Here is a 24,290-nt window from a genome sequence, read left to right on the forward strand (position 1 = left end):
GTAATCTTCTTCACAGAAACAACGATAGTGCTAAAAAACTCACACTTTTATGCCGGGCAGCCTTAATTTCTCTGCCCGGCTCATCTTTTTTATGGCGGCTTCTCTTTTCATCGCCGCCTCTTTTGTATCAAACTCCTCCAAGTACACAAGCTCAACCGGTGTCCGGCCTCTTGTGTACTTGGCGCCTTTGCCCTCGTTGTGGGACTTCAGCCGTTTTTCAATGTCATTGGTCCATCCTGTGTAGAGACTCTTGTCGCTGCACTTTAAAACATATGTATAGTTCTTCATCTCAATTTCTCCTTCGTTTATTCGAAGAAAAAGCTGCCGAAGCGGCAGCCTTTCTTCTACAGCAGCCAAAGATGTGAAAAGTAAGATACCCTTAAAAGCAAAGTAAAGTAAAAAGTACATTGACTGTTATTTTTGCTTCTTATATAGTATACGATATTTTCAGATCTTTGTTCCACTATTCTAAATAACTGGTTGGATTAATTGTCTTCTTGTCCTTTTCCATCTGCAGGTATACATTTGCACCCTCCAGTGTAAAGCAGTCAGTAGGGGCCGCAACCTTACCAAGAATCTGGTTCTTTGTCACTGTATCTCCTTCTTTCACAGCGAGATTTTTCAGCTGTCCGTAGAGTGCGGTGTAACCGTTCCCTAAATCCAGGAGTACAGTCTGTCCATATTCTTCGGTCTTGCGGATTTCTTCTACTTTTGCGTTTTTCGGAGCTTTTACTGCCATTCCCTCTTTTGCCTCGATCATGATTCCCTTATTTACCCGGTACTGGTCCAGGGATTCAAAATAAATAGTGGAGTCAACGCTGTAAGGCATCAGAACGTTTCCTGTCAGCGGCCAGGCAAGCTTTGTTTTTCCATCATATGATACCGTATTCTGGTTCATAGTCTCTGTGGTCTTTTCAGTCTCTGCCTCCGTCGCTTCTGTGGTCGTTGCTTCTGTTGTTCCCTCGGTAGCCCCGTTATTGACACCGACGGAATCCTTGTTTAAATCTACCTGCTGTTTTGCTAAGTCTCTTTTATTTTTAAATTCTATGCTGTAATATGTCATGATCCCGATAAAAAGGGCCAGTCCTACCAGCATCACCGCATAGTATTTCTTTAATGGGGAAGAGACGTCCCGGTTATGTCCTTTCATTTTCATCACCTCAGTGATAGTTTTACCGAATTCTGAGGCTTTATTCACTGATCAGACATTTTTGTAATTTGAATTCCTGTATAATAATATTTTAAAATATTTTTATAACTTTTTCCGTCCTTGGCCAGCTCATTGGCTCCATATTGGGACAGTCCGAGCCCAAGGCCTTTTCCCAGCGCTACCATCCTCAGCTTGCCGTCATACGGCTCCAGATAAAAGTTCGTAGAGTTCAGCTGAAAGCATTTTGCCCAAGCCTCTCCGGTCATAACATATTTTCCGACCTGTACTTTTTTGACATAACCGTTTCCTGTCTTTTCTTTGATCCGAATGGATTTCCTGGCTTCCTCCACTGACAGACTGATCTTATTCTCCTTTTTCAGCTGAGTCACCACCTGCCCATATGTCACTGGAATCCCAGTCATATATTCCGGTGATTCCACATCTTTCAGGCTGTCTTTTTCCTGAAGATAAGGAATCTCTTTTCCGAACCATTCTTTGGCACTCAAAGTAGTACCGACACTGATGCCATGGAAATACGGCTGTATATATTTTCCCTCATATGTAATGACCTCTCCTGTCGTCTCCCCGACTGCCTGTTTTCTTGACTGATCGGTTATTTTATATTTTCGTTCCCCTAACTTTTCCTGCAAGTTGTCATCCGACTCATATTTGTATGGAAGAGAATCCTGGCTTATGTTCTTTTTGTCACCGATTCTTCGCAGAATATCTGTCCTCAAAATGACCGCCTGGGCTTTTAACGCCTCTTTTTCATCATCCATAGAAATCTGTGTCGGCAGTACACCCAGCAAATAGGCTTCTAAATCCATCGGTTTTCCGCTCACTGTCACAGTGTAACCGCTGGTGTGGGTCTGAAAATCCACAGGTTTTGCTTCTTCTTTTCCTGAAAGCACCACTGTCAGCAGATATGGAACACTGCAGAACAGAAACAGCAAAAAGAAAAGGTAGGACAATTTATTTCTCATTAAAATCCCCCTTCCTGTCCGTCTTATTATTTTATTCAGGACAGGCAGAATGTATTCCTTTATATTTTCTTGATTAAAAAACTTTAATCCTATATAATATACATTAATTTACATTTTTCATAATACATGTTTGTTATTTTTACTTATAATCATTGACAATATGGGATATACGCCATATAATTATTTTAACAAAGGAGAATTTTACTTTGGATCAATTTACAATTGAATTTTACAAAGATATAAATGGCAATCTTCCTGTTGAACACTTTATTTTAAGTTTAGATACTAAAATGAAAGCTAAATTACTTGGTATTTTAAAGATACTTCAAAAAAAAGGCAACCAACTGAGAGAAGCTTACACTAAATATCTTGGTGATGGAATTTTTGAAATTCGTATTAAGGTCGGAACTGATATTTCCAGAGTTTTATATTTTTTCTATTATGGGAGAATAATAATTTTAATAAATGGATTCATTAAAAAAACACGGAAAACTCCAGTCAAAGAAATTTCATTAGCAAAAAGCGGAAAATGGATTATTTAAAAAGGAAGTGAAAAAATGAAAACTTTAAACAAAGTTATAAATGAGCAGCTGAAAGATCCCGAATTTAAAAGGGAATACGAAAAACTCCAGCCTGAAATGGATGTGATCAGAGCTATGGTAGATGCCCGAATTTCCCAGAATCTTACTCAAAAGCAGCTCTCAGACAGAACAGGAATTGATCAGGCAGATATAAGCAAACTAGAAAACGGAACTAGAAATCCCACGTTAAATCTGTTAAAAAGACTAGCAGACGGTATGGGAATGTCTTTAAAGATTGAATTTATTCCAAAGTCCAAAACATGACATTTTCTATTATAATTGTATAAATATAGAAATATATATTGACTTTTAAAAAACATATGTTATGATAAATATATAAAGTTTACCGCTGACCAATATGCGGTATATAAATAGTTGGGTTGTAAACTTCCCACAAATTGTGGGAAGTTTTTATAATCTATGTTTACATAATTATACTAAAAAAGGATATTTATATGACAACCTCAGGATTCTATATTATAAAAGATGAATTTTTCCACGATATGAACGATCCATATTTGAAAGGCAATAAACTTGAATCCAGACCGCATTATTACTGCTTTCAGGATACTTCACATGAAATTTACTAGATGATTCCTATGAACAGTAAGATAAAGAAATATCAAAAACTCATAGATCAGCGCATTTCTGATGGCCGGCCTTGTGATATCCTGCATATCGCAAAATTGGATACCGGCATCGAAAGTGTTTTCTTAATACAGGATATGTTTCCAGTAACAGAAAAATATATCAAGCGTCCCTATACCATTTCCGGGAATCATTTAAAGTTAACCAGCGAACATACCGCTCAGATCGTCCAAACGAAAGCAAAAAAAGTTCTAGGTATGCTCAAACGAGGTGTTAAATTTACCCCTACCCAGCCAGACGTTTTATCTATGCTAAAAAAGTTAAAGTGATACAATACTTTATCGTTTACATATTGTTCCTTTTTATCTGCAAAAGGCGGGCGGAATACCTATCTGCTGATGATATCCCGCCCATCTCTTTTTCATCTTTATTTAATAATTATTCTTCGTTCTTTTTCACTCCAAGAGTTACTTTTTCTCCATTGATATTCCACTCTTTCGTGAAGCCTGCTGCCTCTCCTGCCACAATTCCCGTAGCCAGCACATCATTCATGACAGTACTTTCATTTTTTGAGATCAGCTCTTTAACTTTTTCATTTGCTTCATAAGAAATCGTGATCTGATCCATCACTTCAAATCCCGCCTCTTTTCTCATAGACTGAACCTTGCTGATGATTTCCCGGATAAAGCCTTCTTCGAGAAGCTCTTCTGTCAGATTCGTATCCAGCACAACCGTAAAGTCACTGTCCGCCTCTGTCACAAAGCCTTCCTGCTTCACCATTTCGATCAGGAGATCCTCTTCGGAAAGTTCCACCGGCATGCCATCCACAGTGAACTCAAGCATTCCCTTAGAATCCAGCTCTGCTTTGGCCTTGTTTCCGTCCAGCTCTGTCAAATGTTTGCGGATGCCGTTTAATAGTTTTCCGTATTTCGGTCCCACTGTCTTTAACTGCGGTTTGAAATTGTATGTGGTGAAATTTGAAACATCGTCTGTAAACTCAATGGCTTTCACATTTAATTCTTCACGGATAATATCCTGATAGAATTCCGGCAGCTCTGATGGCGCTTTTACATACATCTGTCCGATCGGCTGGCGGTTCTTGATGCTGGCACTGTTTCTGCACGCACGTCCGAGAACGACAATCTTTAATACGGCGTCCATATTTTCTTCCAGCTCTTTGTCGCAGAGACTCTCATCCACAGCCGGGAAGTCACACAGATGGATGCTCTCAGGAGCCTCCTGATCCACACTTTTTACAAGATTCTGATAAATCTCTTCCGTCATAAACGGAATCATCGGAGCCGCTGCCTTACAGACAGTTGTCAACGCAGTGTAAAGAGTCATATATGCATTGATTTTATCCTGCTCCATTCCCTTTGCCCAGAACCTCTCACGGCATCGTCTTACATACCAGTTGCTCATCTCATCGACAAATTCCTGTAGAGCCCTTGCGGCTTCCGGAATCCTGTAAGCGCCCAGATTCTCATCCACAGTTCTCACGAGAGAATTCAGCTTGGATAAAAGCCAGCGGTCCATGACCGGCAGCTTGTCATGATCCAGACTGTATTTCGTTGGATCAAACTGATCGATCTCTGCATATAACACATAGAATGCATAAGTATTCCACAGTGTTCCCATGAACTTTCTCTGGCCTTCAGTCACGGCTTTTCCATGGAACCGGTTCGGAAGCCATGGGGCACTGTTTGTATAGAAGTACCAGCGGATGGCATCTGCCCCGTGCTCTGCCAGTGCCTCCATAGGATCGACTGCATTTCCTTTGGACTTGGACATCTTTTGTCCGTTTTCATCCTGGACATGACCTAATACAATGACATTTTTATATGGAGCCTTGTCAAACAGCAGCGTAGAGATTGCCAGGAGAGAATAGAACCATCCTCTTGTCTGGTCCACTGCTTCGGATATAAAGTCAGCAGGGAAATTCTCCTCGAAGATTTCTTTATTTTCAAACGGATAATGCCACTGGGCAAACGGCATGGAACCTGAGTCAAACCAACAATCGATGACCTCTTCCACCCGGCGCATCTCTTTTCCGCACTCCGGACACTTTACAGTCACATCGTCAATATATGGGCGGTGCAGTTCGATGTCCTCCGGGCAGTTGTCAGACATGCTCTTTAACTCTTCAATAGAACCGATGGCGTGCTGATGTCCGCATTCACATTCCCAGACATTCAGCGGAGTTCCCCAGTAACGGTTTCTGGAAATGCCCCAATCCTGGACATTTTCCAGCCAGTCCCCGAAACGTCCTTTTCCGATGTTTTCCGGAACCCAGTTGACGGTATTGTTGTTCTTGATCAGCTGGTCTTTTACATCCGTCATCTTAATAAACCAGGATTCTCTCGCATAGTAGATCAGCGGAGTATCACATCTCCAGCAGTGAGGATAACTGTGCTCAAAGTCAAGTGCCGCAAATAAGAGACCTCTTTCTACCAGATCTTTCAGGATCAGTTTATCCGCATCTTTACAGAACGTTCCTGCCCAAGGTGTCTCTTTTGTCATCTCACCTTTTTCATCCACAAGCTGTACGAACGGCAGTCCGTATTTTCTGCCGACCTGAGCATCGTCCTCACCAAATGCAGGGGCGATGTGGACCACTCCTGTACCGTCTGTCAGCGTGACATAGGTATCGCAGGTTACGTAATATGCCTTCTCTTTCGGTGTCACAAACGGGAACAGCGGCTCGTACTCCTTATATTCCAGGTCTGTTCCTTTGTATGTCTCAAGCACCTTGTATTCACCTTCGAGTACACTGTCACAGAGCGCTTCTGCCAGATAATAAGTATATCCGTCATTTTCCACTTTGACATAAGTCTCATTCGGATTCACACAGAGTGCCACATTAGAAGGAAGGGTCCATGGGGTTGTGGTCCAAGCCAGAATATATGCGTCCTCATCCTTCACTTTAAATCTTGCAATGGCTGATTTTTCTTTTACATCTTTATATCCCTGGGCTACCTCATGGGAAGAAAGCGGGGTTCCGCAGCGAGGACAGTAAGGTACAATCTTATATCCCTTATAAAGGAGACCTTTATCCCAGATCTGTTTTAATGCCCACCAGACGGATTCGATATAGTCGTTGTGATAAGTTACATAGGGATCATCCATATCTGCCCAAAAGCCTACCACACCTGAGAAATCTTCCCACATGCCTTTATACTTCCAGACACTTTCTTTACATTCTTTAATGAAAGGAGCCAGTCCGTATTCTTCGATCTGTTCTTTTCCGTCCAATCCAAGCTTCTTTTCCACTTCCAGTTCTACCGGAAGACCATGGGTGTCCCACCCTGCCTTACGGATGATCTTGTGACCTTTCATCGTCTGATAGCGCGGGATCATATCCTTGATGACACGTGTCAGAACATGGCCGATATGGGGTTTTCCGTTTGCTGTCGGAGGCCCGTCATAAAAAGTATAGGTGTCATCCCCTTTTCTCTCTTCGATACTCTTTTCAAAAATCTTGTGTTCTTTCCAGAACTCAACGGTCTGCTTCTCGCGGTCAACAAAATTCAGGTCGGAAGATACTTTCTTGTACATCGTCTATTTCTCCTTTTTTATTAATTTTGATTTTCTTAGACGGCGTTTTTATTTCATAGGGAAGTTCTGCGACCTTCCCTGTAAAATAAAAAAGTGCTGTCCTAAAATAGGACAACACTTGCTGCTTCTATACCACCTATTTCACATACTGACATATGTTATCCTGATAACGGAGGATGCCGGCACAGCTTACTTTGTTCAGCTTGCAGCTCAAGAGTGATATTCCTTATGTGCTACTTGCATCAGGCTCCCACCGCCCCTGACTCGCTCTCTGCTTTTACAGCATAAGTACTGTCTCTGTCAACACTCTTTGAAAATGTTTATTTGTGTTTATTTTAGTATAGGCATTTTTAAATGTCAACCATCTTCATGAATTTCTGTTCCCGACATCAGAAACCGCAGGTCCGCATCTGTAAAATCACGCGGAAGACAGCTCCACCGTCCGTAATAAGAACAGCCCTCTGACACAATATCTTTCATTCTCCCTGCACAAGATTTTTCGCTGGATGCGATCATGTGATCTTCCGGATTCTTTGATAAAAAAGGAAACGTATGGTCCAAAAATTCCGGCAGCTCTTCCCGCAGAAATTTTTGAAAATTTCTTTCATTGGGCATTTGCACGAAAAAGCTTCTCGCTGCCTCCGGCATGATAACAGCCATGTTCTCTTCCCCGGCAATCTGCTCTATATTTGTTCTGCGGATCCAGAAAGAAGCATCCTGACTCTGGCCGTGCAGCAGAGTACAGATCTTAATCTTCTTTTTACCGATCTGTCCATATTCCGGAAAAATCATATGAATAACCGTATCTTTTCCCAATGACCTGGAATAAAAATCACAGAGTATGTACGCCAAAGCTACACCTCCCCGTCTGAGATATACTCTCTTTTAAATGAAAACCATCTGACTGAGCGGCGGAGGGCTTCTTCCCAAAATACCCAGTCATGTCCTCCCGGCCATTCTTCGAACGTAAGCCCTGCCCCCATATGGTTCAGTTTATTCTTAAAGAGCAGATTAAACCTGTATAAAAAGTCTTCCGTACCGCAGCATTGATAGATGTCAGGCAGATGCTCTGTTTTCCCCCGGTGCATTTCCAGCAGATGATAAATGTCTGCCGGACTGCCCTTTATTTTGTCTAAATCTCCGAAAATGGATGTATAAAATGTCTCATCCATTTCGTAATCCCCAAGAAATTCTTCCCGTTCCTTCGTATCGGACATGACAACCCCAATCTCTCTCACCATGTCAAGGCTCCCTGAAAATGTTGCCGCTTTGGCAAACCGTTCCGGTTTAAGCAGCGCAAGTTTCATGGCTCCGTATCCTCCCATGGAAAGTCCAGCCGTAAATGTATCTTCCCTTTTTTCAGATACCGGAAAATAACTTCTTATGACCTCCGGCAGTTCCTCGCTCAGATAGGTCCAGTAGTTTTCTCCGCAAACTGTATCGGTGTAATAGCTGAGGCCTCCGTCCGGCATGACGACTAAAACTTTCAGCCCGGAGAAAATCCGTTCCACAGGCACTCTGCGGTGCCACTTTGTCTCGTTGTCCCCTCCCCCGTGCAGAAGGTAAAGCACCTGAAGCTTTCCTCCCACCGTTTCCTTTGGCAGAGCCGCATAGAATCGGGTGCTGCGCCCCAATGACCTGGAGTAAAAATTACAGCTGATCAGACTGATAATACCACCTTCTTTATTTTCATTATATTTATAATACTTTCAGCAAAGATCCCACTACACACACAAGAATAATCAGGATAACAATTTTCGGTGCAGACATCTTCCTTCCCTTCAGTCCGAAATATGCCAGAAAAATCACCAGCAGAGGCAATATTCCGGGTGCGATGGAGTCCAGTGTCTCCTGCAGGTTAAAAGATTTTGTTTTGACTACTGTGGACAGGCTGACCAAACCTGCGGATAACGCACCCATCATAAACATACCGATCATATTTGCACCGTTTATCATATCCTTTAATTTACCGGAGGACATGATATTCTTCACAGAAGAACGTCCCATTTTGTATCCGACTCTGTGGAAGATCAGCCCTTCTACATACATAGCCGCCCCCAACAGGAACATGATGATCGGAGCCGCCAGACTTCCTTTCATCGCAAAGCTGCAGCAGAATGCGCTTACAAGAGTAAAGATCGTCGCCAGATCCACCGTATCGCCGATTCCCGCAACCGGTCCCATGAGACCGGTCTTGTAACTGGTGATCATTTCTCCGGGCATTTTCTTATGTTTTGCCCTCTCTTCTTCCATCGCAATGGCGCTTCCGAAAATCATACTGCCCCATGTCGCCTCTGAATTAAAAAACGCAAGATGCCGCTTTAGCGCTTCGGAAAGATCCTCTTTCTCCGGATATAACTTTTCCAGGATCGGGATCATGCTCGCCCCATATGCAAGGCCCTGCATCCTCTCATAGTTGGCGCTTATTTCCGCCGTCATCCACCAGCGGAAGTAGGCTTTGTCAATATCCTTTTTGGTGAGGACTGAGCCTTCTCTGCTTTCTGATTCAACTGCTTCTTTTACCTTCATATCTTCACTCATCAGCCAGTTCCTCCTTTACTTCCCTCTTCAGTACAATGGCTGTGACTGCGATGCAGACTGCAAACACGCCCGCAACCAGTGTATTGATATTTGATATTTTCACCAGGTAAAATCCAATGAGAAACAGCGGAATATATTTTGCTTTTCCTATCATGTAAATGATCATTGCAAATCCCACGGCAGGCAGCACTCCTCCGGCAACTTCCAGCCCGTGCATCAGCCATTCAGGAATTGCATTCAAAACAGGTTTTACTACGTCGGCTCCAAAAATATTTACCAGAAATACCGGCAGGAAAAAGAGCAGTGCACTGAGAAGGAACGGCCAGATACTTGCACACCGCCATACCCCCTTCATGTTGCCTTCCTCTGCATACTTATCGGCCTTTACAACAAACATGCAGTTTGCAATCTTTTTAAAGTTATAAAGGAATGCTCCCAGAAGCCCAACCGGCACGGCCAGAGAAATCGCTACCTCCGGCGCCATCCCGGTCTTTAGGGCAATGGGGATGACACATGCTGCGGCTATTCCTTCATCCGCCGGCAGCTGTCCTCCCGGTGCGAAGACTCCCAGGTAGATCAATTTAATACTGCCGGCCAAAATAATACCTGTTGCAATATCTCCGTAGATCAGCCCTGCGACCAATCCCATGGTAAACGGCGTTCCCACTGATATCCACAATGTATATCCCAGATATCCGTTGGCTATCCAATAGAGCACACCCATGGCGATGGCCATGATTAACGTCTGTACATCCATAACAAATCCTCCTTATAGTTTTTCTTTAATTTTTGAAAGTTCTGCATAAGAGTCGTCCGGTGTGGACTGAAGAATTACCTGTATCCCTGTATCGCTGATCTTTTCCAGCTTCTCATACTCAGACGCACTCATATAAATGCTGCTGTAAACAAGGGCTTTCCCCGCATCCGTAGGTATTCCTCCCACGACCAGCTTTGGAAATATCACACCGTCAGAAAATGCTTCATAACAGGATTCCACATTCTTAAACAGTAAAAACACACTCCCTTTCGTTCCTTCCAAAAAACTTTTTGCCTGGTCTGTCTCCACCACATCCACTTTCGTTCCTGCCGGCGCGGCCATCGCATAGATATCAGCCATAAAATCATCCTGCGCCAGCTCTGTATCCACAATGACAATGCGCTTTGCGGGATAAGCCTTCATCCATTTTGTCACTACCTGTCCGTGAATCAGCCTGTAGTCGATCCTTGCAATTTGAATCTCAGCCATTTTCCTTCCTCCTTTCATTAAAAAGATCACTGATGATAACCGACCCTTTTCTCGCAGCTTCAACACAGCGCTCTGCAGTTTCTGAAAGACCCAGCTCCTCTCTCACATTTATAAACTCAAGTATCATCGGCAGGCTCGCTCCGGAAATTACTTTAATGTTTTTATTTCTGGAGTATTTAAGTGACAGATTGGCCGGAGTCCCTCCCCAGATATCCGTAAAGACAATCCCTCCTTCCTCATCGTCCATCTCATCCAGCAGTTCTTTCAGCTGAAGTCCTGTTCTCTCAATATTATCCCCGGGATTCAGGGACCATGCGGCACATTTGTCCACCGGTCCCACGACCAGTGATACACTATTCAGCAGCTCTTTTCCAAACCCTCCGTGCGCTGCTATCACCATTTCAATCATCTCGGCCCTCCTTTTGCATGCAGCTGTAAATTGTTTATATAAAGCTATACAGCAATTTTTGTGCCAACTTTTAATGCAAAAACTTCAGAGAAAAAAGAAAACCCTGCATTTTCATGCAGGACCTCCGCTTTTCCCGGTGATTAATTCATAAATTAATTTCAGCTCTTTTTGATTTACTGACACATTATATTTAGATTCTATGACAGAAAAGCTGTTTTTTGAGTTTAAAATAAACTCAGAATGACACTTGGCAAATTGTGATCCATCTTCTAAAGGCAGCCGCCCTTTTTCCAGAATCAGGCGTTCCACCATAATACTGATATGGATATACAGCATTTTTTTCAAATCCACCGAAAATGCCGATCGGCTGAAATCCTCTATCTTCTCTACGGCTTCTTCCACATCCACGATGATCTTATCGGGATTCAGTATCGTCAGCTGTCCTATAATATTTCTCATACTGAAACCCTTAATGATATTTGTCATCACCTGTCGGATCACCCTCTCTGTATACTTGCCTCTTAAGCCGTCTTCTATCAGAGCCTTCCCCTTCTCCGTTACAAGGTCGTTTAAGAGCAGCACCGGCTTTTCCGAAAGATTCAGTTCAATCGTAGAAATAATAAACAGTACATTATATTTGTGAAACACTTCACACTGCAGTTTTTCAGACGCCAGTTCCTGATATTCGCATGCTTCGATCTCAACCTCTGTCTCGCGGAAACCTTCCCTTAACATATCCCGTATTTTCAGTGCCGTTCCGATGCCGGTAATACAGCAGACCACAACGGCATCTGCCTTCCTGCGCTGTTTGATATAAGTAAAATTCGTGACATTATGTTTCACCACCTGCTCCACAACAAACTGAATTCCCTCTCTTTTGAGAATGCGTTCTCCTGCCTCCACTGCCATCTGTGTCGTAATATTATTGATGATTCCCAAATCTCCCTCCACGTCGTTTTGGATATCTTCCGCGATGTCCAGGAGTGATCCTGTATCTACAAACAGCAGAAGTCCTCTGGACGTATCGACTCTTTTCAAATAATTTCTGATCTTCTTTACGACCTCTTTTTTAGAAATATCAAACGGCATATCGAATGCCTCAAAAATGTACTGTCCAAACATCCGGTTCGCCATACTCGCTATGCTGGAAGCCGTAGCGTGACCGTGAGCAACAATCACCGCATTGCTCAAATCATTCTGTACATCCATCCTGCAGTAAAAATAAAGCGCCGTAAATACCCGGATCATCTGCGGACAGGCCTCATAGTCAATGGTCTGTCTGGCCATTTCATAAAAAATTGCACTCATCTTATAGCATCTGTACAGCTGGCTTCTGATCAGCTCCTCGATCTTTCTCAGTTCCTCGACATCTTCTTCCGAAAATCCGTCGTCTCTGCTGAACAGCAGCAGTATCCTGCTTAATACTGTCAGCATTGTGCCGTTATACTGGAGTCCATAATTTTCCTGAAGGTAACCAAGGATCTTTTTGATCGCACCCTGATAGATTGCCTCCGACATTTCATCACTGGTTAATTCCATGACACTTCCCGTAAACTTTTCCAGCATCCTGTAAATCTTGGACCGGAAACGTTCCTGAGTCATCCCGTGATTTTGATAACGCCCGAGAAGACGGCAAAGTTCCGTCCAGTCCAGATTGTTCCGGATCTTTCCCCCCCTTCGGTCCGGAACCCTTTTTCGGACTCCATTCTTTATCTATCAAAACCGCTTCCGTAATATACTGTATCTGGGTTTTTCCGCGCTCAAACCGGTAGTGGTCACTTAAATCTCGGATTTTGACCCTGACCGGTTCTGCCTTTTCCCGGCAGAATGCACTGGCACAGCTTAACTTGACCGCATTTTTAATGCTTCCGATGTTTCCTTTTAAATCCAGCATTAAAAGCTGATTCACCACATTGCTGCTGACCAGAAAGCCGCAGCCCATCGTCTGTGCTTCCTGGAAAAACAGCCTGCAGATAATCTGAAACCGCTCCTCGATCGTTCTCTCCGCAAACGGGGGAATCTCAATCATGACCGGAACTCTCCGGATAAAAGTATCCAGCATCGAACTGATATCCTCTGTCGTCGCAAAGATAAGGCGGACATCGACCCTGGATTCACTGCTGCTGTCACCGATTTTTGCCACCACTCCCTTGTCGATATACCGGAACAGCTTTTCCTGTCCTTCCGGCGGGAGCCTGTGAAACTCATCCAAAAATAAATATCCTTTGTCTGCTTTTTGGAAAAGACCTTCTGTCGTCTCGGCTGCTCCGGTAAAGGCCCCTTTTTTGTATCCAAAAAGTATGGAAGATAAAAGTTCCTGGTTATTAGCATAATCTGCACAGTTTAAAACAACAAACAGTGCATCTTCCGGGATCAGTTTCTTAAATTTTGCATAGCGGAATATGTATTCTGCCATCAGACTCTTTCCGACACCGCTGGGTCCGAGGATCATGACCGGCATCCCCCTGTTGGGGTAATTGGCGGCCAGGCGGCACTTCTCCATCTGTTCCCTCAGACTCTTATCAAATCCTATAAACTCACGGAATGGATCTTCCTCCTCCTGATCTTCCTCCCTGCAGTCACAATAAAACAACACCGGCCTCGTCTTTTTCTTCCGGATCTTTCCCTCTGCGGCCAGTTCATTGAGCAGACTGCTTGCAAGATTTCTCGGTATTCCAAGACTTTGGGCGAGATGAGAAGCATCAACTCCCTGCGCCTCGCCTCTTGCCCTCTTTTCAACCTGCTCAAAGAGCCTGTCTTTGTTTGTCTTCTTCCCTCTCTCCATGGCCCTCCCTCCGTCTTCCTCCGGATGATGAAATCTTAAGAAATGACATAAAAAACTTTTTCTCCAAACAAATTTATGGATTTTCTCTTTCACAATATGTTACCATAGATAGTAATAAGATTATATCAAAATACCAAAATAAATCAGGTAACATTTGGAGGTTTTATCTCATGAAAACACTTTCTTATAAAATTGAGGCGCCGAACGGACTCCATGCCCGTCCCTGCGTGTCTATCATTGCTTTAGCCAGAAACTCCGGCTGCTCCATCGTCCTTTCCTGCAGAGGTATTGAGGCTGCTGCCGAAAATCCCATTGATCTCATGGCCCTTGGGGCCGGATGCGGGGATAAGATATCCGTCACGGTTGAGGGACCGAATGAAGAATCCGTCGGAGAGCAGCTCCTGAATATACTGGAAACGGAACTCTAAAATTCATCCCGCGACGGAAACTGCAGTAAAAACTCATGATTTTTACTTTACATTTTATGATATAATATATAAAAATGACGATAAGTCAAAATCTAACTACACAAAGGAGATATCGGGGAATGATGACTCGAAATTTTACATTGCTGACGGACCTTTATGAACTGACCATGATGCAGGGATATTACAAGTCCGGCAATGATGAGACCGTGATTTTTGACGTCTTTTACCGGGACAATCCTTCCGGCAGCGGCTATGCCATTGCCTGCGGACTTGAGCTGGTCATTGATTATATCAAAAACCTGTCTTTCTCATATGAAGATATTGACTACTTGCGAAGCCTTGACATATTTGATGAAGATTTCCTGGAATACCTTGCAGGATACCATTTTACCGGTGATATTTATGCCATTCCGGAAGGCACTGTTGTCTTTCCGATGGAGCCGCTCCTGAAGGTGATCGCTCCCATGATGGAAGCCCAGCTGATTGAGACTGCTATATTAAATATTATTAATCATCAGAGCCTGATCGCCACGAAAGCCTCCCGCGTCGTCTATGCGGCTGGCGGAAGCGGTGTTATGGAGTTCGGACTGAGACGTGCCCAGGGTGCTGATGCAGGGACTTACGGTGCCAGAGCTGCTGTGATCGGCGGATGTGACGGCACCTCCAATGTACTTGCCGGGAAAATGTTTGACCTTCCGGTGCTGGGCACCCATGCCCACAGCTGGATCATGAGTTTTCCGGACGAATATACAGCATTTAAGACCTATGCCTCTCTGTATCCGGATGCATGTATGCTTCTGGTAGACACTTATGACACATTAAAATCCGGTGTCCCCAACGCCATCCGGGTCTTTAAGGAATTAAGAGATGAGGGACTGCATCCCAGAAAAATCGGAATCCGCTTAGACAGCGGAGATCTTGCCTACCTTTCTAAAAAAGCGAGGGCTATGCTGGACGATGCAGGATTTCCCGAAGCCATTATCTCCGCCTCCAGCGATCTGGATGAGAACCTCATTCAGAGTTTAAAGCTCCAGGGCGCTCCGATTACCTCCTGGGGAGTCGGCACCAAGCTTATTACCTCCTCAGACTGCCCTGCCTTCGGTGGTGTATATAAGCTTGCAGCTGCAAAGCATCAGGGTGAAAAAGACTTTACGGCAAAGATCAAGATCTCAGAAAATCCCGCCAAAGTTACAAATCCGGGAAATAAAACTGTTTATCGGATTTATGACAAGACTACAGGCAAGATCCGTGCGGATTTGATCTGCCTGACAGACGAAGTTTATTCCAGCAAAGAAGACCTGGTCATATTTGACCCGATCGCCACCTGGAAAAAATCCACGATTATAGGCGGAACCTATACACTCAGAGAACTTCTGGTTCCCGTGTTTCTGAAAGGGCAGTGTGTCTACGAAAATCCTTCAGCTATGGAGATCAGAGATTACTGTACCGGAGAGCTCAACACTCTGTGGGATGAGACACGGCGTTTAGTCAATCCTCAGAATGTCTATGTGGATCTCTCTAAACCTTTGTATGATTTAAAAAATCAGCTGCTGTCCCAAAAGGCGTAAAACCAAAGAATATTGAAAGGAGAATCTCTATGATTCGTTTTTTTGCTGATATCATATATCTTTTTTTCTTCCTGACTCTCACTTTTCCGATGTACCCGCTGTTTAACCATTGGAATAAAACCGGACAGGAACACCGCAGGGCAAAGAAAGCCCAGTCCATGGTCATGAATGCATTTAAGATCTGTCTTCGGTTTGCAGGCACGAAAGTTATCGTAGACGGGCGTGAAAATATCCCTGAGGATACCGCCGTTCTCTACGTTGGGAATCACAGCAGTTATTATGATATCCTGTGCAGCTACGTGGCAACTCCCAGCGGCGCCGGATTTTTCGCAAAAAAAGAGATGGGTAAGATTCCCTGTCTCAGCCACTGGATGACGTTCATCAACTGTCTGTTTCTGGACAGAAAAAATATTAAAGAAGGTATGAAGACGATCAACAAAGGTACCCAGTATTTGAAGGACGGATTTTCCATGGTCATTTTCCCGGAAGGAACAAGAAGCCAGGATGAAGATCCACACACATTTAAAGAAGGCAGCTTAAGACCCGCTTTGAAATCAAAGGTACCGGTAATACCCATGGCCATCTCTGGGACGGCAGATATTCTGGAGAACAACAAAAAATACACTGTGAAGCCTACAGAGGTCCATATCACATTCGGCCGGCCGATCTATCCGGACCAGCTGGACCGCCAGGCCCAGAAACACCTGGGGGCGGCAGTTCGTGAAGAAATTATCGAAATGAGAAAAAAACATAAGACAATGGCCTGAAAAGATGATATAATGTTTTTTAGGCGTGCCGTATGAAGGCATGAAGTTTAAGAAGTGAAAAGCCAGGAGGAAGAAAGAAATGCAAGTATGGATGGTTTTATTGATTATTGCTGTCGTCATTATTGCTGTTCTTGCCATTCTGTATTTTGTAGGAAACAAACTTCAGAAGAAGCAGGAAGCCCAGCGGGCACAGTTGGAAAGTGCAGCTCAGATGTATTCAATGCTGGTCATTGATAAAAAGAAGATGAAGATGACAGAGGCAGGTTTTCCGAAGATGGTCATCGACCAGATTCCGAAGCGCGGCAAGATTGCCAAAGTACCTGTGGTAAAAGTAAAAATCGGGCCGAAGATCACTCCATTGTTATGTGATGAGCTGATCTACGATCAAGTGCCTGTCAAAGCCGAGATCAAAGCCAAAGTCAGCGGCATATATATTACCGAAATCCACAATCTGCGCAACGTTGCGCCGCCGCAGGAACCCAAAGGATTCTTCAAGAAGTTTAAGAAGAAAACGATAGAAGCATCCCGTAATGTTTCAGGCAGGAAATAGGCAGAATCGAAACATAAGAATTAAAAATATGACATATACCCGCAAAAGCGGCCGATCAAATATGACCGGCCGTTTTTGTTATTTTATAGAAATCTTTTCCCATCCTCTGTCTATTTTTTGTTCCATTTCCTCCATGCTCAGCAGTCCGCTCAACGAGTCATACTCTGTGACACAGGAGGCTCCCGCCGCTGCACCCAGCTGAAGACATCGGCCGGGATCTTTTCCCTCCAGAAGGCCTGTAAGGAAAGCGGCAATCGTCACATCCCCGGCCCCCGTTGCGGAACGGACTCTGTCTGCCTGAAAGCTTGGCTCAAACAGTTCTTTGTCCTGCCATTCTTCCGGCATTTCTAAATTTTCCCCGGTCTTTAGGTACAATCCTTTGACACCGCATTTTATCAGCACGGACCCTGCTCCCCATTGAAGAAGCCTGTCTGCCAGCGGCGTAATATCTTTCTCTATGTCGAGCACCTCTGTCAAATCTCTTCCGGATGCCCTTTCTATCCATTCATGATATCTCTCTTTGTCAATCAGAAAACAAATTTCCTCGGCACTCGGCACAAAAAAGTCTACGCTTGGAAGCAGCTTTTGAAACAGCTTCTTCCAGTCAGTATGTGCCGCATCGCAGTCTTCCTCGATCAGTGTCAGATCCAGAGAAGTCTTCACCCCAAGCTCTTTTACACGGCGATAGATTTCCAGAAGTTCCTCCGGATGTTCAAACATACGCCTCATGATCGTGGGATAACCGAGATGAAAGAGATCGGCTCCCGCAATTTCATCAAAATTTATGTCTCTCAATCCAAAGGTATCATTCGCTCCCGGATTGTGAAAAAAGATTCGGTCGACTCCGGGAGGCGCAAGAACAATGGTATAAGCTGTCGAACACTCTTCCGATACCGCAGCTCCGCGGCTTCCCCCATGACGATTTAAAATATCCAGCACGAGTTTCCCAAAAGCGTCATTTCCCACCTTTCCCATCAGCGACACATCCGCGCCAAAATGTCTGAACGCAAGTCCGGTATTTGCAACGGCTCCCCCGGTATGGATCGACGCTTCGCCCACCTGCAGAAGTTTGCCCGGCAGAAACCACTCTGAAGCAGTTTTTCTCTTTTCCTGGCTGTCGTGGAATTCAGGCGTGATATCCAGACAAAGGCATCCTGCGACTACTACTTTTTTCATAAGCACCTCCTGATCATGAAATAACCCATATAATTACACAAAAGCTGTGTCACCCTTTTACAGATGCCACAGCTTCTTAACTCTCTTATTTTTTTGCTCTGCGCTCTTCGATCTTTACAATAACATATCCCTGGTCTTCGGTGTCAATGTAGCCGAGCCTTAAATACTGACCATCTTTCTTAATGTATCCTCCCTGAGTAGAAGGCAGATGATACCCAAACTTCTTAATAAAGCGGTCTCCGTAGGAAAAATGTACCCCTTTGATGTCGAAGCTCTCCTGTTCCGTATCTTCATTTGTCTCCCCGCCCTTGGACGCCGGAACAAAATTCTCTACATAACCTTCGACTGTTTTGTAATTCCCCTGTTTATATGTGTGGATGATCCTCACATACCCATAGCAGAATCTGAGAGCCGTCACGGCACAGATCACAAGGCAGACTCCTCCGAGCAGCTTAAAAAAAGATTTCTTAGAAGCAAAAATAAGGATCAGCCCAATCACTCCCAGAATTGCAAACGGAATGACCCAGTGGGGCTGTATCGTAAAATTGCTGGCTTCATACCATAGTTTCATATATATTCCTCCAATATCAATCACAATAGCCAAGGACTCTTTCAAATTCCATAGGTCCGCCGAATAAATCCAGAGCGCTGCCGACGGTCACATCCACTCTGTTTCTTCCTTCTCTTTTAATTAGTTCAAGGTCGGCAAAATCTTTTATACCTCCCGCGTATGTTACAGGGTTTCCCATGTAGCTTCCAAGAATCCGGACCAGTTCCTCATCGATGCCCTGTCCCTTTCCTTCCACGTCGACCCCATGAACGAGAAATTCGGAGCAGTATTCTTCCATCTCCTCTAATCGCTCTTTTGTAAAAATGGTGTCTGTAAATTTCTGCCAACGGTCTGTAACGATATAATACTCTCCGTCCCTCTTCCTGCAGCTGAAATCCAGTACCAGATGCTCCCGCCCCACAAGATCCGAAAGCTTTTTCAGTCTCTCAAGCCGGATCATACCTGCGAAAAATACAAAGGAAGTGACGATCACATGGGATGCCCCCTGTTCGATAAAAAAGGATGCATTCTCATCAGTGATGCCGCCTCCAACCTGAAGACCTCCCGGAAATTCACGCAGTGCCGCCAATGCCTCCCGGACATCCGCATCATAATACTCTGAGCTTTTGGGATTCAGTATGATGATATGGCCTCCGGATAAACGGTGCTTTCTGTATAGTTTACCATAAAAGCCTCCGTCATGTACCGAAACAAAATTTTCATCTGCTTGGTCTCCTTTATCCAGCAGGCTGCCTCCCACAATCTGCTTAATCTTTCCGTTATGAATATCAATGCACGGTCTGAATTTCATTTCGCCTTCCCTCTTTTCGTGTTTCTACCAGGCGTCCAGTTCTTCCAGCATAAAAAACGCCTTCCCTTTCGGCTCCGCCTTAAAGGTACATGCCTCCCCGGTCACCGGATGCCGAAAACTGATTCTGGTAGCATAGAGTCCTATCTCTTCATATTGTTTCTTCGTCTTTTGGAACTTCTTATTGTATTTCGTGTCACCGTAAAGTCCAAAGCCTCTGGCGGCAAACTGGACCCGGATCTGATGGTGTCTCCCGGTCATGAGATGAATCAGGCAGTAGGTAAGTTTCCCTTCCCCTGTCTCCACCATATCCAAAACCTCGTAAGACAGCTCCGCTTTCTTTGCCCCCTTCGTTTCTTCCGGCACGGTGCAGGATGTGTTTTTCTTATTGTCTTTCAGGAGATAATCCGTAAAAACCCCATCCTCTTCAGGGAGCCAGCCGTTTACAATGGCCTGATAATCTTTCTCAAATATATGTTCCCTGATCTGGCGGCTCAGCTCTGCCGCAGCCTCCTTCGTTCTGGCAAACACCATGACGCCTCCCACGGGGCGGTCAAGCCGGTGAATCACATAGAGCTCCGGCTCCCTGTCAAGGTTCTCCTCAAAAAAAAGCTGATTTATAAGACTGTGAAATACATCCATATCTCCGCTCTTGTCATCGGCTGTGGGCATCCCCGCCGGCTTTTCACAGACGGCAATATCCTGATCTTTGTAAAGTATCTTTACTTCTCTTTTTCTTCTCATGACCGCTCCTACATCTTAAATCGGTATCCGACACCCCATATGGTCTCAATATACTGCGGCTTTGCAGTGTTAAGTTCAATCTTCTCCCGAATCTTTTTAATATGGACAGTGACCGTGGCAATGTCTCCGAGAGATTCCATATCCCAAATTTTATTAAATAATTCCTCTTTTGTAAATACCCTGTTTGGATGGCTGGCAAGAAAAGTTAAAAGGTCAAACTCTTTCGTCGTAAATGCCTTTTCTTCTCCGTTCAGGTAGACTCTTCTTGCGGTTTTATCAATCTTGAGTCCCCGGATCTCCACTACATCATTTTCCTGGGTGTTGCTGGATACCAGACGGCGGTATCTCTCAAGATGAGCCTTTACTCTGGCAACCAGTTCGCTCGGACTGAACGGTTTTGTAATATAGTCATCTGCTCCCAGACCCAGCCCCCGGATCTTATCGATATCCTCCTTCTTGGCAGATACCATCAGGATCGGAATATCTTTTTTCTCCCGGATCTGCTTACAGATCTCAAAGCCGTCCACACCTGGAAGCATAATGTCCAGAATGATCATATCAAAATCCTCGGTAAGGCCCAGTTTCAGACCTTTCTCTCCATCCGTCTCAATCTCTACTTCAAAAGAACTCAGCTCCAGATAATCCTTCTCAAGCTCTGCGATGGCCAGTTCATCTTCTACAATTAAAACTCTACTCATTACTCTCTTCCTCCTGGGTGTCTGCGATTTTATTTAATGTAAAAAATATTGTGGTGCCGGAGCGCAGCCTGCTCTCCGCCCATATCTCTCCCCCATGTTCTTCAATGATCTTCTTACAGATAGAAAGGCCCAGTCCGCTGCCCCCGGCAGAATTCCTGGACATATCCGCGCGGTAGGTTCTGCGGAAAATATTCGGCAGATCCTCTTTGGAAATACCGATACCATTGTCTTTGATCGCAACCTGAATCTTGCGGTCCAGCTCTTTTAACGTAATGCTGACCTTGCCCTTCGCTTTATTAGTATACTTGCAGGCATTGTTGATGATGTTGTTCATCACCCGCTTCAGCTGTTCAGGATCAGCCATGACCGCTACATTTGCGGAACAGTAGTTGCTGTATGAGAACATCATTCCCTTCTGCTCCAGATCTGAACCGATCTCATCCACACAGTCTTTGAAGTAGGCGTTGATATCGATCTTCCTGAAATTATAAGGTATAATGTTGGAATCGATCTTGGAATACAGGGACAGCTCATTGATCAGCACATCCATGTCGTTGGCCTTGTTGTAGATCGTCTTAATGTACCGGTCCATCTTCTCCGGCGTGTCCGCCACTCCGTCCATGATTCCCTCAACATATCCTTTGATGGCCGTGATCGGCGTCTTTAAGTCATGGGAAATGTTGCTGATCAGATCGCGGTTCTGCTTTTCATAGATAATTCTTGCCTCAATAGACTCTTTTAATTCCGCCCGCATGGCATTAAAGGAAGCGCAGAGTTCCCCGATCTCATCCTTGCTGTTGATCTCCACATCGTCGTCTAAGTTGCCCTCCTTGATCCGATCTGCACCTTCTTTGAGTTTCTTTAACGGCCTTATGAACTCAGAGTACATAAACCATGAGAGCAGAAAACTGGTGAGGATCAGGATGGCCACAATCGAAAAGAAGACCTGGCTTATGATATTCTTATAATGAGGCAGCACCGTCTCCAAATCTGTCAGAATAAACGCAGAGCCTTTGCTTCCGTCGGTATACTGAAAGTCCTGCTGCTTGACAAGAAAATTTTCCGGTTTCCCGAGAAATACTCCGCTGTCCTGGCTGCTGATTTCACTCCCGAATCTGGGAAGTTTCTTCTCCGTCTCGGTGTGATCTTCTTTTGTTCCCCTATATATGATCGTCTTTCCCTTTCTGATGACCAGATAGGACTCTTTTTCTTTTAACCTCTGATTGATCCTCTTTAAGTAATCTGCATCCTCAAAGGCCGCGGGATTCTCAATGGCACTCCTCTTCAAGTCGTTGAAACAGGACTTGGTCTCATTGTTCATCGTCTTTAACGGATTGGCAAATCCTTCGATTCCATTGGAATATATGTTTTCGTTGGTTGTCCGGATATACCCTACACTTAAAGCAGCGATTGATACTACCATCAAGAAAATCGGCAGTATAATCGCTGGCAAAAATATAATTCTTACTTTGTTCACTACTTTCATGACCCCCGTACCTTCCTGCTGCTTTTGGTACTTCTATTATATCATAGGAAAGTGGGAAAAAGAGTATTTGAAAAAAGTTTTATGAAGTTTTAATAAAATCTAAAATGGCATCTGCCACGTCTTCTTTGGACATCATCGGAAGCTGTTTTTCCTGGTCTTTGGTGATCAAAGTTACAACATTGGTATCCGTACCGAATCCCGCTCCGGACTCTTTCAAATTGTTGGCTGCGATCATATCGATCTGCTTTTTCTTAAGTTTCTTTCTGGAATTCTCCAGCATGTTCTGAGTCTCCATGGAAAAACCGCAGATAAACTGGCCTTCTTCTTTTGTATGACCCAGCTCCTGTAAAATATCTTTTGTCCGCACGAGCGGAATAGACATATCCCCATCGGTCTTTTTCATCTTCTCATCGCTCACCTGCGCCGGAGTGTAATCCGCCACAGCTGCTGATTTAATGATGATGTCCTGTTCCTTTTTTCTGCTCATGACAGCCTCATACATATCGGCCGCACTCACAACCGGCACTGTGGTAACGAACATCGGCGGCTCAATCTCTGTCGGGCCGGTAACCAGGGTCACATCAGCACCCCGGAGCATTGCCGTCTTTGCCAGGGCATAGCCCATCTTCCCTGTGGAGTGATTGGTGATATACCGCACAGGGCAAATTGCTTCTCTCGTGGGTCCGGCAGTAATCAGCACCTTTTTCCCTGCAAGATCTTTTGGCCGGTGCACAGCCCGCTCAATATAAGCCATGAGAACTTCCTCAGAGGGCATTTTCCCTGCGCCTGTATCTCCGCAGGCCAGATGTCCGCTGGCCGGTTCAATGACCGTATAACCGTAGGTTCTGAGTTTCTCAAGATTGTCCTGAAGAATAGGGTTCTCATACATATTTGTATTCATAGCGGGCGCGATCAGAACAGGGCTTTTGCATGCCATCACAGTCGTTGTCAGCATGTCGTCCGCAATTCCGCCTGCGATCTTTCCGATCACATTGGCAGAAGCCGGAGCGATCAGCATGGCGTCTGCTTTCTTTGCCAGTGACACATGCGCCACATGAAATTGAAAATTCCGGTCAAAAGTTTCCACCAGACATTTTGTATTGGTCAGTGATTCAAATGCAATGGGATTGATAAAGTTGGTTGCATTTTCTGTCATGATCACATGGACTTCACATCCCCTTTTTATGAGCATGCTCGCCATGTTCGCCATCTTATAGGCCGCCACGCTTCCCGTGACACCCAGGACGATTGTTTTTCCACTCAGCATAGTCTTCTCCTACATATCCTCCAGCCGGCCATGTTTTTCATAGCTGGTCAGGCGGGTGATCTTGTTATTGTCATCTACAAACACAACTTTTGGCTTGTGTTCTTCTGCCTCTTTTGGTGTCATTTCAGCATAACACATTATGATGATCTTGTCTCCCTGGGATACACAGCGTGCCGCCGCCCCGTTTAAACAGATCATGCCGCTCCCCGGCTCTCCGGCAATGGTATATGTCTCAAACCTGCTGCCGTTGTTGATGTCAACAATGACCACCTTTTCATATTCCAGAATGCCTGCCGCCTCCATAAGTTCGGGGTCCACCGTAATACTTCCCACATAGTCCAGCTCCGCCTGTCTTACGGTTGCCCTGTGAATTTTTCCTTTTAACATTGTAAGCTTCATCGTCCGTCTCC

At 44.6% G+C, this 24,290-nt stretch carries 27 protein-coding genes; 7 read left to right on the forward strand and 20 right to left on the reverse strand.

Going from position 1 to position 24,290, the window contains the following annotated elements:
- Positions 1-39: 39 nt before the first annotated feature.
- The 3 genes from QVP35_RS04220 to QVP35_RS04230 form a co-directional block, all read right to left on the reverse strand.
- Complete coding sequence (locus QVP35_RS04220; RefSeq protein ID WP_009289974.1) at positions 40-288, reverse strand: GIY-YIG nuclease family protein; 249 nt, start codon at positions 286-288, stop codon at positions 40-42.
- Positions 289-463: 175 nt separating this feature from the next.
- Positions 464-1,150 (reverse strand): M23 family metallopeptidase, encoded by a 687-nt coding sequence (locus QVP35_RS04225; protein WP_022260824.1) that lies wholly within the window; start codon positions 1,148-1,150, stop codon positions 464-466.
- A gap of 44 nt (positions 1,151-1,194) precedes the next feature.
- On the reverse strand, positions 1,195-2,133 hold the full coding sequence (locus QVP35_RS04230) for a SpoIID/LytB domain-containing protein (protein WP_009289975.1): 939 nt from the start codon (positions 2,131-2,133) through the stop codon (positions 1,195-1,197).
- Positions 2,134-2,339: 206 nt separating this feature from the next.
- Between QVP35_RS04230 and QVP35_RS04235 the strand changes: the two genes are divergently transcribed.
- The 3 genes from QVP35_RS04235 (at position 2,340) to cptIN (ending at position 3,631) form a co-directional block, all read left to right on the forward strand.
- Positions 2,340-2,675 carry a type II toxin-antitoxin system RelE/ParE family toxin gene (locus tag QVP35_RS04235; protein WP_009289976.1) on the forward strand — a complete coding sequence of 112 codons (336 nt, stop codon included), beginning with the start codon at positions 2,340-2,342 and terminating at the stop codon, positions 2,673-2,675.
- 15 nt (positions 2,676-2,690) lie between these two features.
- Positions 2,691-2,978 (forward strand): helix-turn-helix domain-containing protein, encoded by a 288-nt coding sequence (locus QVP35_RS04240; protein ID WP_009289977.1) that lies wholly within the window; start codon positions 2,691-2,693, stop codon positions 2,976-2,978.
- A 335-nt stretch (positions 2,979-3,313) separates the two neighbouring features.
- Positions 3,314-3,631: a type III toxin-antitoxin system CptIN family toxin gene (cptIN, locus tag QVP35_RS04245; RefSeq protein WP_022260826.1), complete on the forward strand. Its 318-nt coding sequence runs from the start codon at positions 3,314-3,316 to the stop codon at positions 3,629-3,631.
- Between the two features lie 109 nt (positions 3,632-3,740).
- On the opposite strand, the gene ileS is transcribed toward cptIN, so the two are convergent.
- The 9 genes from ileS to QVP35_RS04290 form a co-directional block, all read right to left on the reverse strand.
- The gene (gene ileS, locus QVP35_RS04250) at positions 3,741-6,857 is read right to left on the reverse strand and encodes an isoleucine--tRNA ligase (protein WP_009289978.1); all 3,117 of its coding nucleotides are present in this window, start codon (positions 6,855-6,857) and stop codon (positions 3,741-3,743) included.
- A 357-nt stretch (positions 6,858-7,214) separates the two neighbouring features.
- Positions 7,215-7,709: a hypothetical protein gene (locus QVP35_RS04255; protein ID WP_022260827.1), complete on the reverse strand. Its 495-nt coding sequence runs from the start codon at positions 7,707-7,709 to the stop codon at positions 7,215-7,217.
- A gap of 2 nt (positions 7,710-7,711) precedes the next feature.
- A complete protein-coding gene (locus tag QVP35_RS04260; protein ID WP_006568440.1) occupies positions 7,712-8,491 on the reverse strand; it encodes an alpha/beta hydrolase in 780 nt (259 codons plus the stop codon).
- 64 nt (positions 8,492-8,555) lie between these two features.
- Positions 8,556-9,398, reverse strand: coding sequence for a PTS system mannose/fructose/sorbose family transporter subunit IID (locus tag QVP35_RS04265; protein ID WP_009289981.1), 843 nt, complete (start codon positions 9,396-9,398; stop codon positions 8,556-8,558).
- Entirely contained in the window at positions 9,391-10,155 is a 765-nt protein-coding gene (locus QVP35_RS04270; protein WP_009289982.1) for a PTS sugar transporter subunit IIC, read from the reverse strand. Before QVP35_RS04270 ends, QVP35_RS04265 begins: the two co-directional genes overlap by 8 nt.
- Positions 10,156-10,167: 12 nt before the next feature.
- Complete coding sequence (locus tag QVP35_RS04275; protein ID WP_009289983.1) at positions 10,168-10,644, reverse strand: PTS sugar transporter subunit IIB; 477 nt, start codon at positions 10,642-10,644, stop codon at positions 10,168-10,170.
- Entirely contained in the window at positions 10,637-11,053 is a 417-nt protein-coding gene (locus tag QVP35_RS04280) for a PTS sugar transporter subunit IIA (protein ID WP_009289984.1), read from the reverse strand. The genes QVP35_RS04275 and QVP35_RS04280 overlap by 8 nt, the downstream gene beginning before the upstream one ends.
- A 111-nt stretch (positions 11,054-11,164) precedes the next feature.
- A complete protein-coding gene (locus tag QVP35_RS04285; protein WP_022260829.1) occupies positions 11,165-12,592 on the reverse strand; it encodes a PRD domain-containing protein in 1,428 nt (475 codons plus the stop codon).
- The gene (locus QVP35_RS04290) at positions 12,576-13,838 is read right to left on the reverse strand and encodes a sigma 54-interacting transcriptional regulator (protein ID WP_022260830.1); all 1,263 of its coding nucleotides are present in this window, start codon (positions 13,836-13,838) and stop codon (positions 12,576-12,578) included. Before QVP35_RS04290 ends, QVP35_RS04285 begins: the two co-directional genes overlap by 17 nt.
- A 170-nt stretch (positions 13,839-14,008) precedes the next feature.
- Between QVP35_RS04290 and QVP35_RS04295 the strand changes: the two genes are divergently transcribed.
- The 4 genes from QVP35_RS04295 to QVP35_RS04310 all read left to right on the forward strand — a co-directional run bounded on the left by QVP35_RS04295 (position 14,009) and on the right by QVP35_RS04310 (position 17,151).
- On the forward strand, positions 14,009-14,266 hold the full coding sequence (locus QVP35_RS04295) for an HPr family phosphocarrier protein (RefSeq protein WP_009289986.1): 258 nt from the start codon (positions 14,009-14,011) through the stop codon (positions 14,264-14,266).
- A gap of 119 nt (positions 14,267-14,385) precedes the next feature.
- A complete protein-coding gene (locus QVP35_RS04300; protein WP_009289987.1) occupies positions 14,386-15,834 on the forward strand; it encodes a nicotinate phosphoribosyltransferase in 1,449 nt (482 codons plus the stop codon).
- A gap of 29 nt (positions 15,835-15,863) precedes the next feature.
- A complete protein-coding gene (locus QVP35_RS04305; RefSeq protein WP_009289988.1) occupies positions 15,864-16,601 on the forward strand; it encodes a lysophospholipid acyltransferase family protein in 738 nt (245 codons plus the stop codon).
- 79 nt (positions 16,602-16,680) lie between these two features.
- Positions 16,681-17,151, forward strand: a complete 471-nt coding sequence (locus QVP35_RS04310) for a hypothetical protein (RefSeq protein ID WP_006568430.1) — start codon at positions 16,681-16,683, stop codon at positions 17,149-17,151.
- A gap of 78 nt (positions 17,152-17,229) precedes the next feature.
- Here the strand turns inward: QVP35_RS04310 and QVP35_RS04315 are convergent, their stop codons facing one another.
- From QVP35_RS04315 to panD, 8 genes are all read right to left on the reverse strand, one after another.
- On the reverse strand, positions 17,230-18,327 hold the full coding sequence (locus QVP35_RS04315) for a carbohydrate kinase family protein (RefSeq protein WP_006568429.1): 1,098 nt from the start codon (positions 18,325-18,327) through the stop codon (positions 17,230-17,232).
- Positions 18,328-18,412: 85 nt separating this feature from the next.
- Positions 18,413-18,898 (reverse strand): hypothetical protein, encoded by a 486-nt coding sequence (locus QVP35_RS04320; protein ID WP_009289990.1) that lies wholly within the window; start codon positions 18,896-18,898, stop codon positions 18,413-18,415.
- Between the two features lie 16 nt (positions 18,899-18,914).
- Positions 18,915-19,688, reverse strand: coding sequence for a phosphoribosylformimino-5-aminoimidazole carboxamide ribotide isomerase (gene hisA / locus QVP35_RS04325; RefSeq protein WP_022260831.1), 774 nt, complete (start codon positions 19,686-19,688; stop codon positions 18,915-18,917).
- Positions 19,689-19,712: 24 nt separating this feature from the next.
- Positions 19,713-20,429 carry an RluA family pseudouridine synthase gene (locus QVP35_RS04330; protein ID WP_022260832.1) on the reverse strand — a complete coding sequence of 239 codons (717 nt, stop codon included), beginning with the start codon at positions 20,427-20,429 and terminating at the stop codon, positions 19,713-19,715.
- A gap of 8 nt (positions 20,430-20,437) precedes the next feature.
- On the reverse strand, positions 20,438-21,127 hold the full coding sequence (locus tag QVP35_RS04335) for a response regulator transcription factor (RefSeq protein ID WP_006568425.1): 690 nt from the start codon (positions 21,125-21,127) through the stop codon (positions 20,438-20,440).
- Positions 21,120-22,613, reverse strand: a complete 1,494-nt coding sequence (locus QVP35_RS04340; protein WP_006568424.1) for a sensor histidine kinase — start codon at positions 22,611-22,613, stop codon at positions 21,120-21,122. Before QVP35_RS04340 ends, QVP35_RS04335 begins: the two co-directional genes overlap by 8 nt.
- Positions 22,614-22,692: 79 nt before the next feature.
- A complete protein-coding gene (gene coaBC, locus QVP35_RS04345; protein WP_009289994.1) occupies positions 22,693-23,880 on the reverse strand; it encodes a bifunctional phosphopantothenoylcysteine decarboxylase/phosphopantothenate--cysteine ligase CoaBC in 1,188 nt (395 codons plus the stop codon).
- 9 nt (positions 23,881-23,889) lie between these two features.
- Positions 23,890-24,279, reverse strand: a complete 390-nt coding sequence (gene panD / locus QVP35_RS04350) for an aspartate 1-decarboxylase (protein WP_009289995.1) — start codon at positions 24,277-24,279, stop codon at positions 23,890-23,892.
- Positions 24,280-24,290: the final 11 nt, after the last annotated feature.

The sequence above is a fragment of the Anaerostipes sp. CAG:276 genome (assembly GCF_000432215.1).
Lineage (GTDB): Bacteria > Bacillota > Clostridia > Lachnospirales > Lachnospiraceae > Anaerostipes > Anaerostipes caccae.

Excerpts from the sequence above, each read along its gene's own strand:
- QVP35_RS04320 (WP_009289990.1), bottom strand. The coding sequence starts at position 18,898 with ATGAAACTATGGTATGAAGCCAGCAATTTTACGATACAGCCCCACTGG.
- QVP35_RS04285 (WP_022260829.1), bottom strand. The coding sequence starts at position 12,592 with ATGGAATTAACCAGTGATGAAATGTCGGAGGCAATCTATCAGGGTGCG.
- QVP35_RS04295 (WP_009289986.1), top strand. The coding sequence starts at position 14,009 with ATGAAAACACTTTCTTATAAAATTGAGGCGCCGAACGGACTCCATGCC.
- QVP35_RS04340 (WP_006568424.1), bottom strand. The coding sequence starts at position 22,613 with ATGAAAGTAGTGAACAAAGTAAGAATTATATTTTTGCCAGCGATTATA.
- QVP35_RS04275 (WP_009289983.1), bottom strand. The coding sequence starts at position 10,644 with ATGGCTGAGATTCAAATTGCAAGGATCGACTACAGGCTGATTCACGGA.
- QVP35_RS04300 (WP_009289987.1), top strand. The coding sequence starts at position 14,386 with ATGATGACTCGAAATTTTACATTGCTGACGGACCTTTATGAACTGACC.
- QVP35_RS04330 (WP_022260832.1), bottom strand. The coding sequence starts at position 20,429 with ATGAGAAGAAAAAGAGAAGTAAAGATACTTTACAAAGATCAGGATATT.
- ileS (WP_009289978.1), bottom strand. The coding sequence starts at position 6,857 with ATGTACAAGAAAGTATCTTCCGACCTGAATTTTGTTGACCGCGAGAAG.
- QVP35_RS04305 (WP_009289988.1), top strand. The coding sequence starts at position 15,864 with ATGATTCGTTTTTTTGCTGATATCATATATCTTTTTTTCTTCCTGACT.
- QVP35_RS04265 (WP_009289981.1), bottom strand. The coding sequence starts at position 9,398 with ATGAGTGAAGATATGAAGGTAAAAGAAGCAGTTGAATCAGAAAGCAGA.
- panD (WP_009289995.1), bottom strand. The coding sequence starts at position 24,279 with ATGAAGCTTACAATGTTAAAAGGAAAAATTCACAGGGCAACCGTAAGA.
- QVP35_RS04290 (WP_022260830.1), bottom strand. The coding sequence starts at position 13,838 with ATGGAGAGAGGGAAGAAGACAAACAAAGACAGGCTCTTTGAGCAGGTT.
- hisA (WP_022260831.1), bottom strand. The coding sequence starts at position 19,688 with ATGAAATTCAGACCGTGCATTGATATTCATAACGGAAAGATTAAGCAG.
- QVP35_RS04230 (WP_009289975.1), bottom strand. The coding sequence starts at position 2,133 with ATGAGAAATAAATTGTCCTACCTTTTCTTTTTGCTGTTTCTGTTCTGC.
- cptIN (WP_022260826.1), top strand. The coding sequence starts at position 3,314 with ATGAACAGTAAGATAAAGAAATATCAAAAACTCATAGATCAGCGCATT.
- QVP35_RS04315 (WP_006568429.1), bottom strand. The coding sequence starts at position 18,327 with ATGAAAAAAGTAGTAGTCGCAGGATGCCTTTGTCTGGATATCACGCCT.
- QVP35_RS04270 (WP_009289982.1), bottom strand. The coding sequence starts at position 10,155 with ATGGATGTACAGACGTTAATCATGGCCATCGCCATGGGTGTGCTCTAT.
- QVP35_RS04280 (WP_009289984.1), bottom strand. The coding sequence starts at position 11,053 with ATGATTGAAATGGTGATAGCAGCGCACGGAGGGTTTGGAAAAGAGCTG.
- coaBC (WP_009289994.1), bottom strand. The coding sequence starts at position 23,880 with ATGCTGAGTGGAAAAACAATCGTCCTGGGTGTCACGGGAAGCGTGGCG.
- QVP35_RS04335 (WP_006568425.1), bottom strand. The coding sequence starts at position 21,127 with ATGAGTAGAGTTTTAATTGTAGAAGATGAACTGGCCATCGCAGAGCTT.
- QVP35_RS04225 (WP_022260824.1), bottom strand. The coding sequence starts at position 1,150 with ATGAAAGGACATAACCGGGACGTCTCTTCCCCATTAAAGAAATACTAT.
- QVP35_RS04240 (WP_009289977.1), top strand. The coding sequence starts at position 2,691 with ATGAAAACTTTAAACAAAGTTATAAATGAGCAGCTGAAAGATCCCGAA.
- QVP35_RS04220 (WP_009289974.1), bottom strand. The coding sequence starts at position 288 with ATGAAGAACTATACATATGTTTTAAAGTGCAGCGACAAGAGTCTCTAC.
- QVP35_RS04310 (WP_006568430.1), top strand. The coding sequence starts at position 16,681 with ATGCAAGTATGGATGGTTTTATTGATTATTGCTGTCGTCATTATTGCT.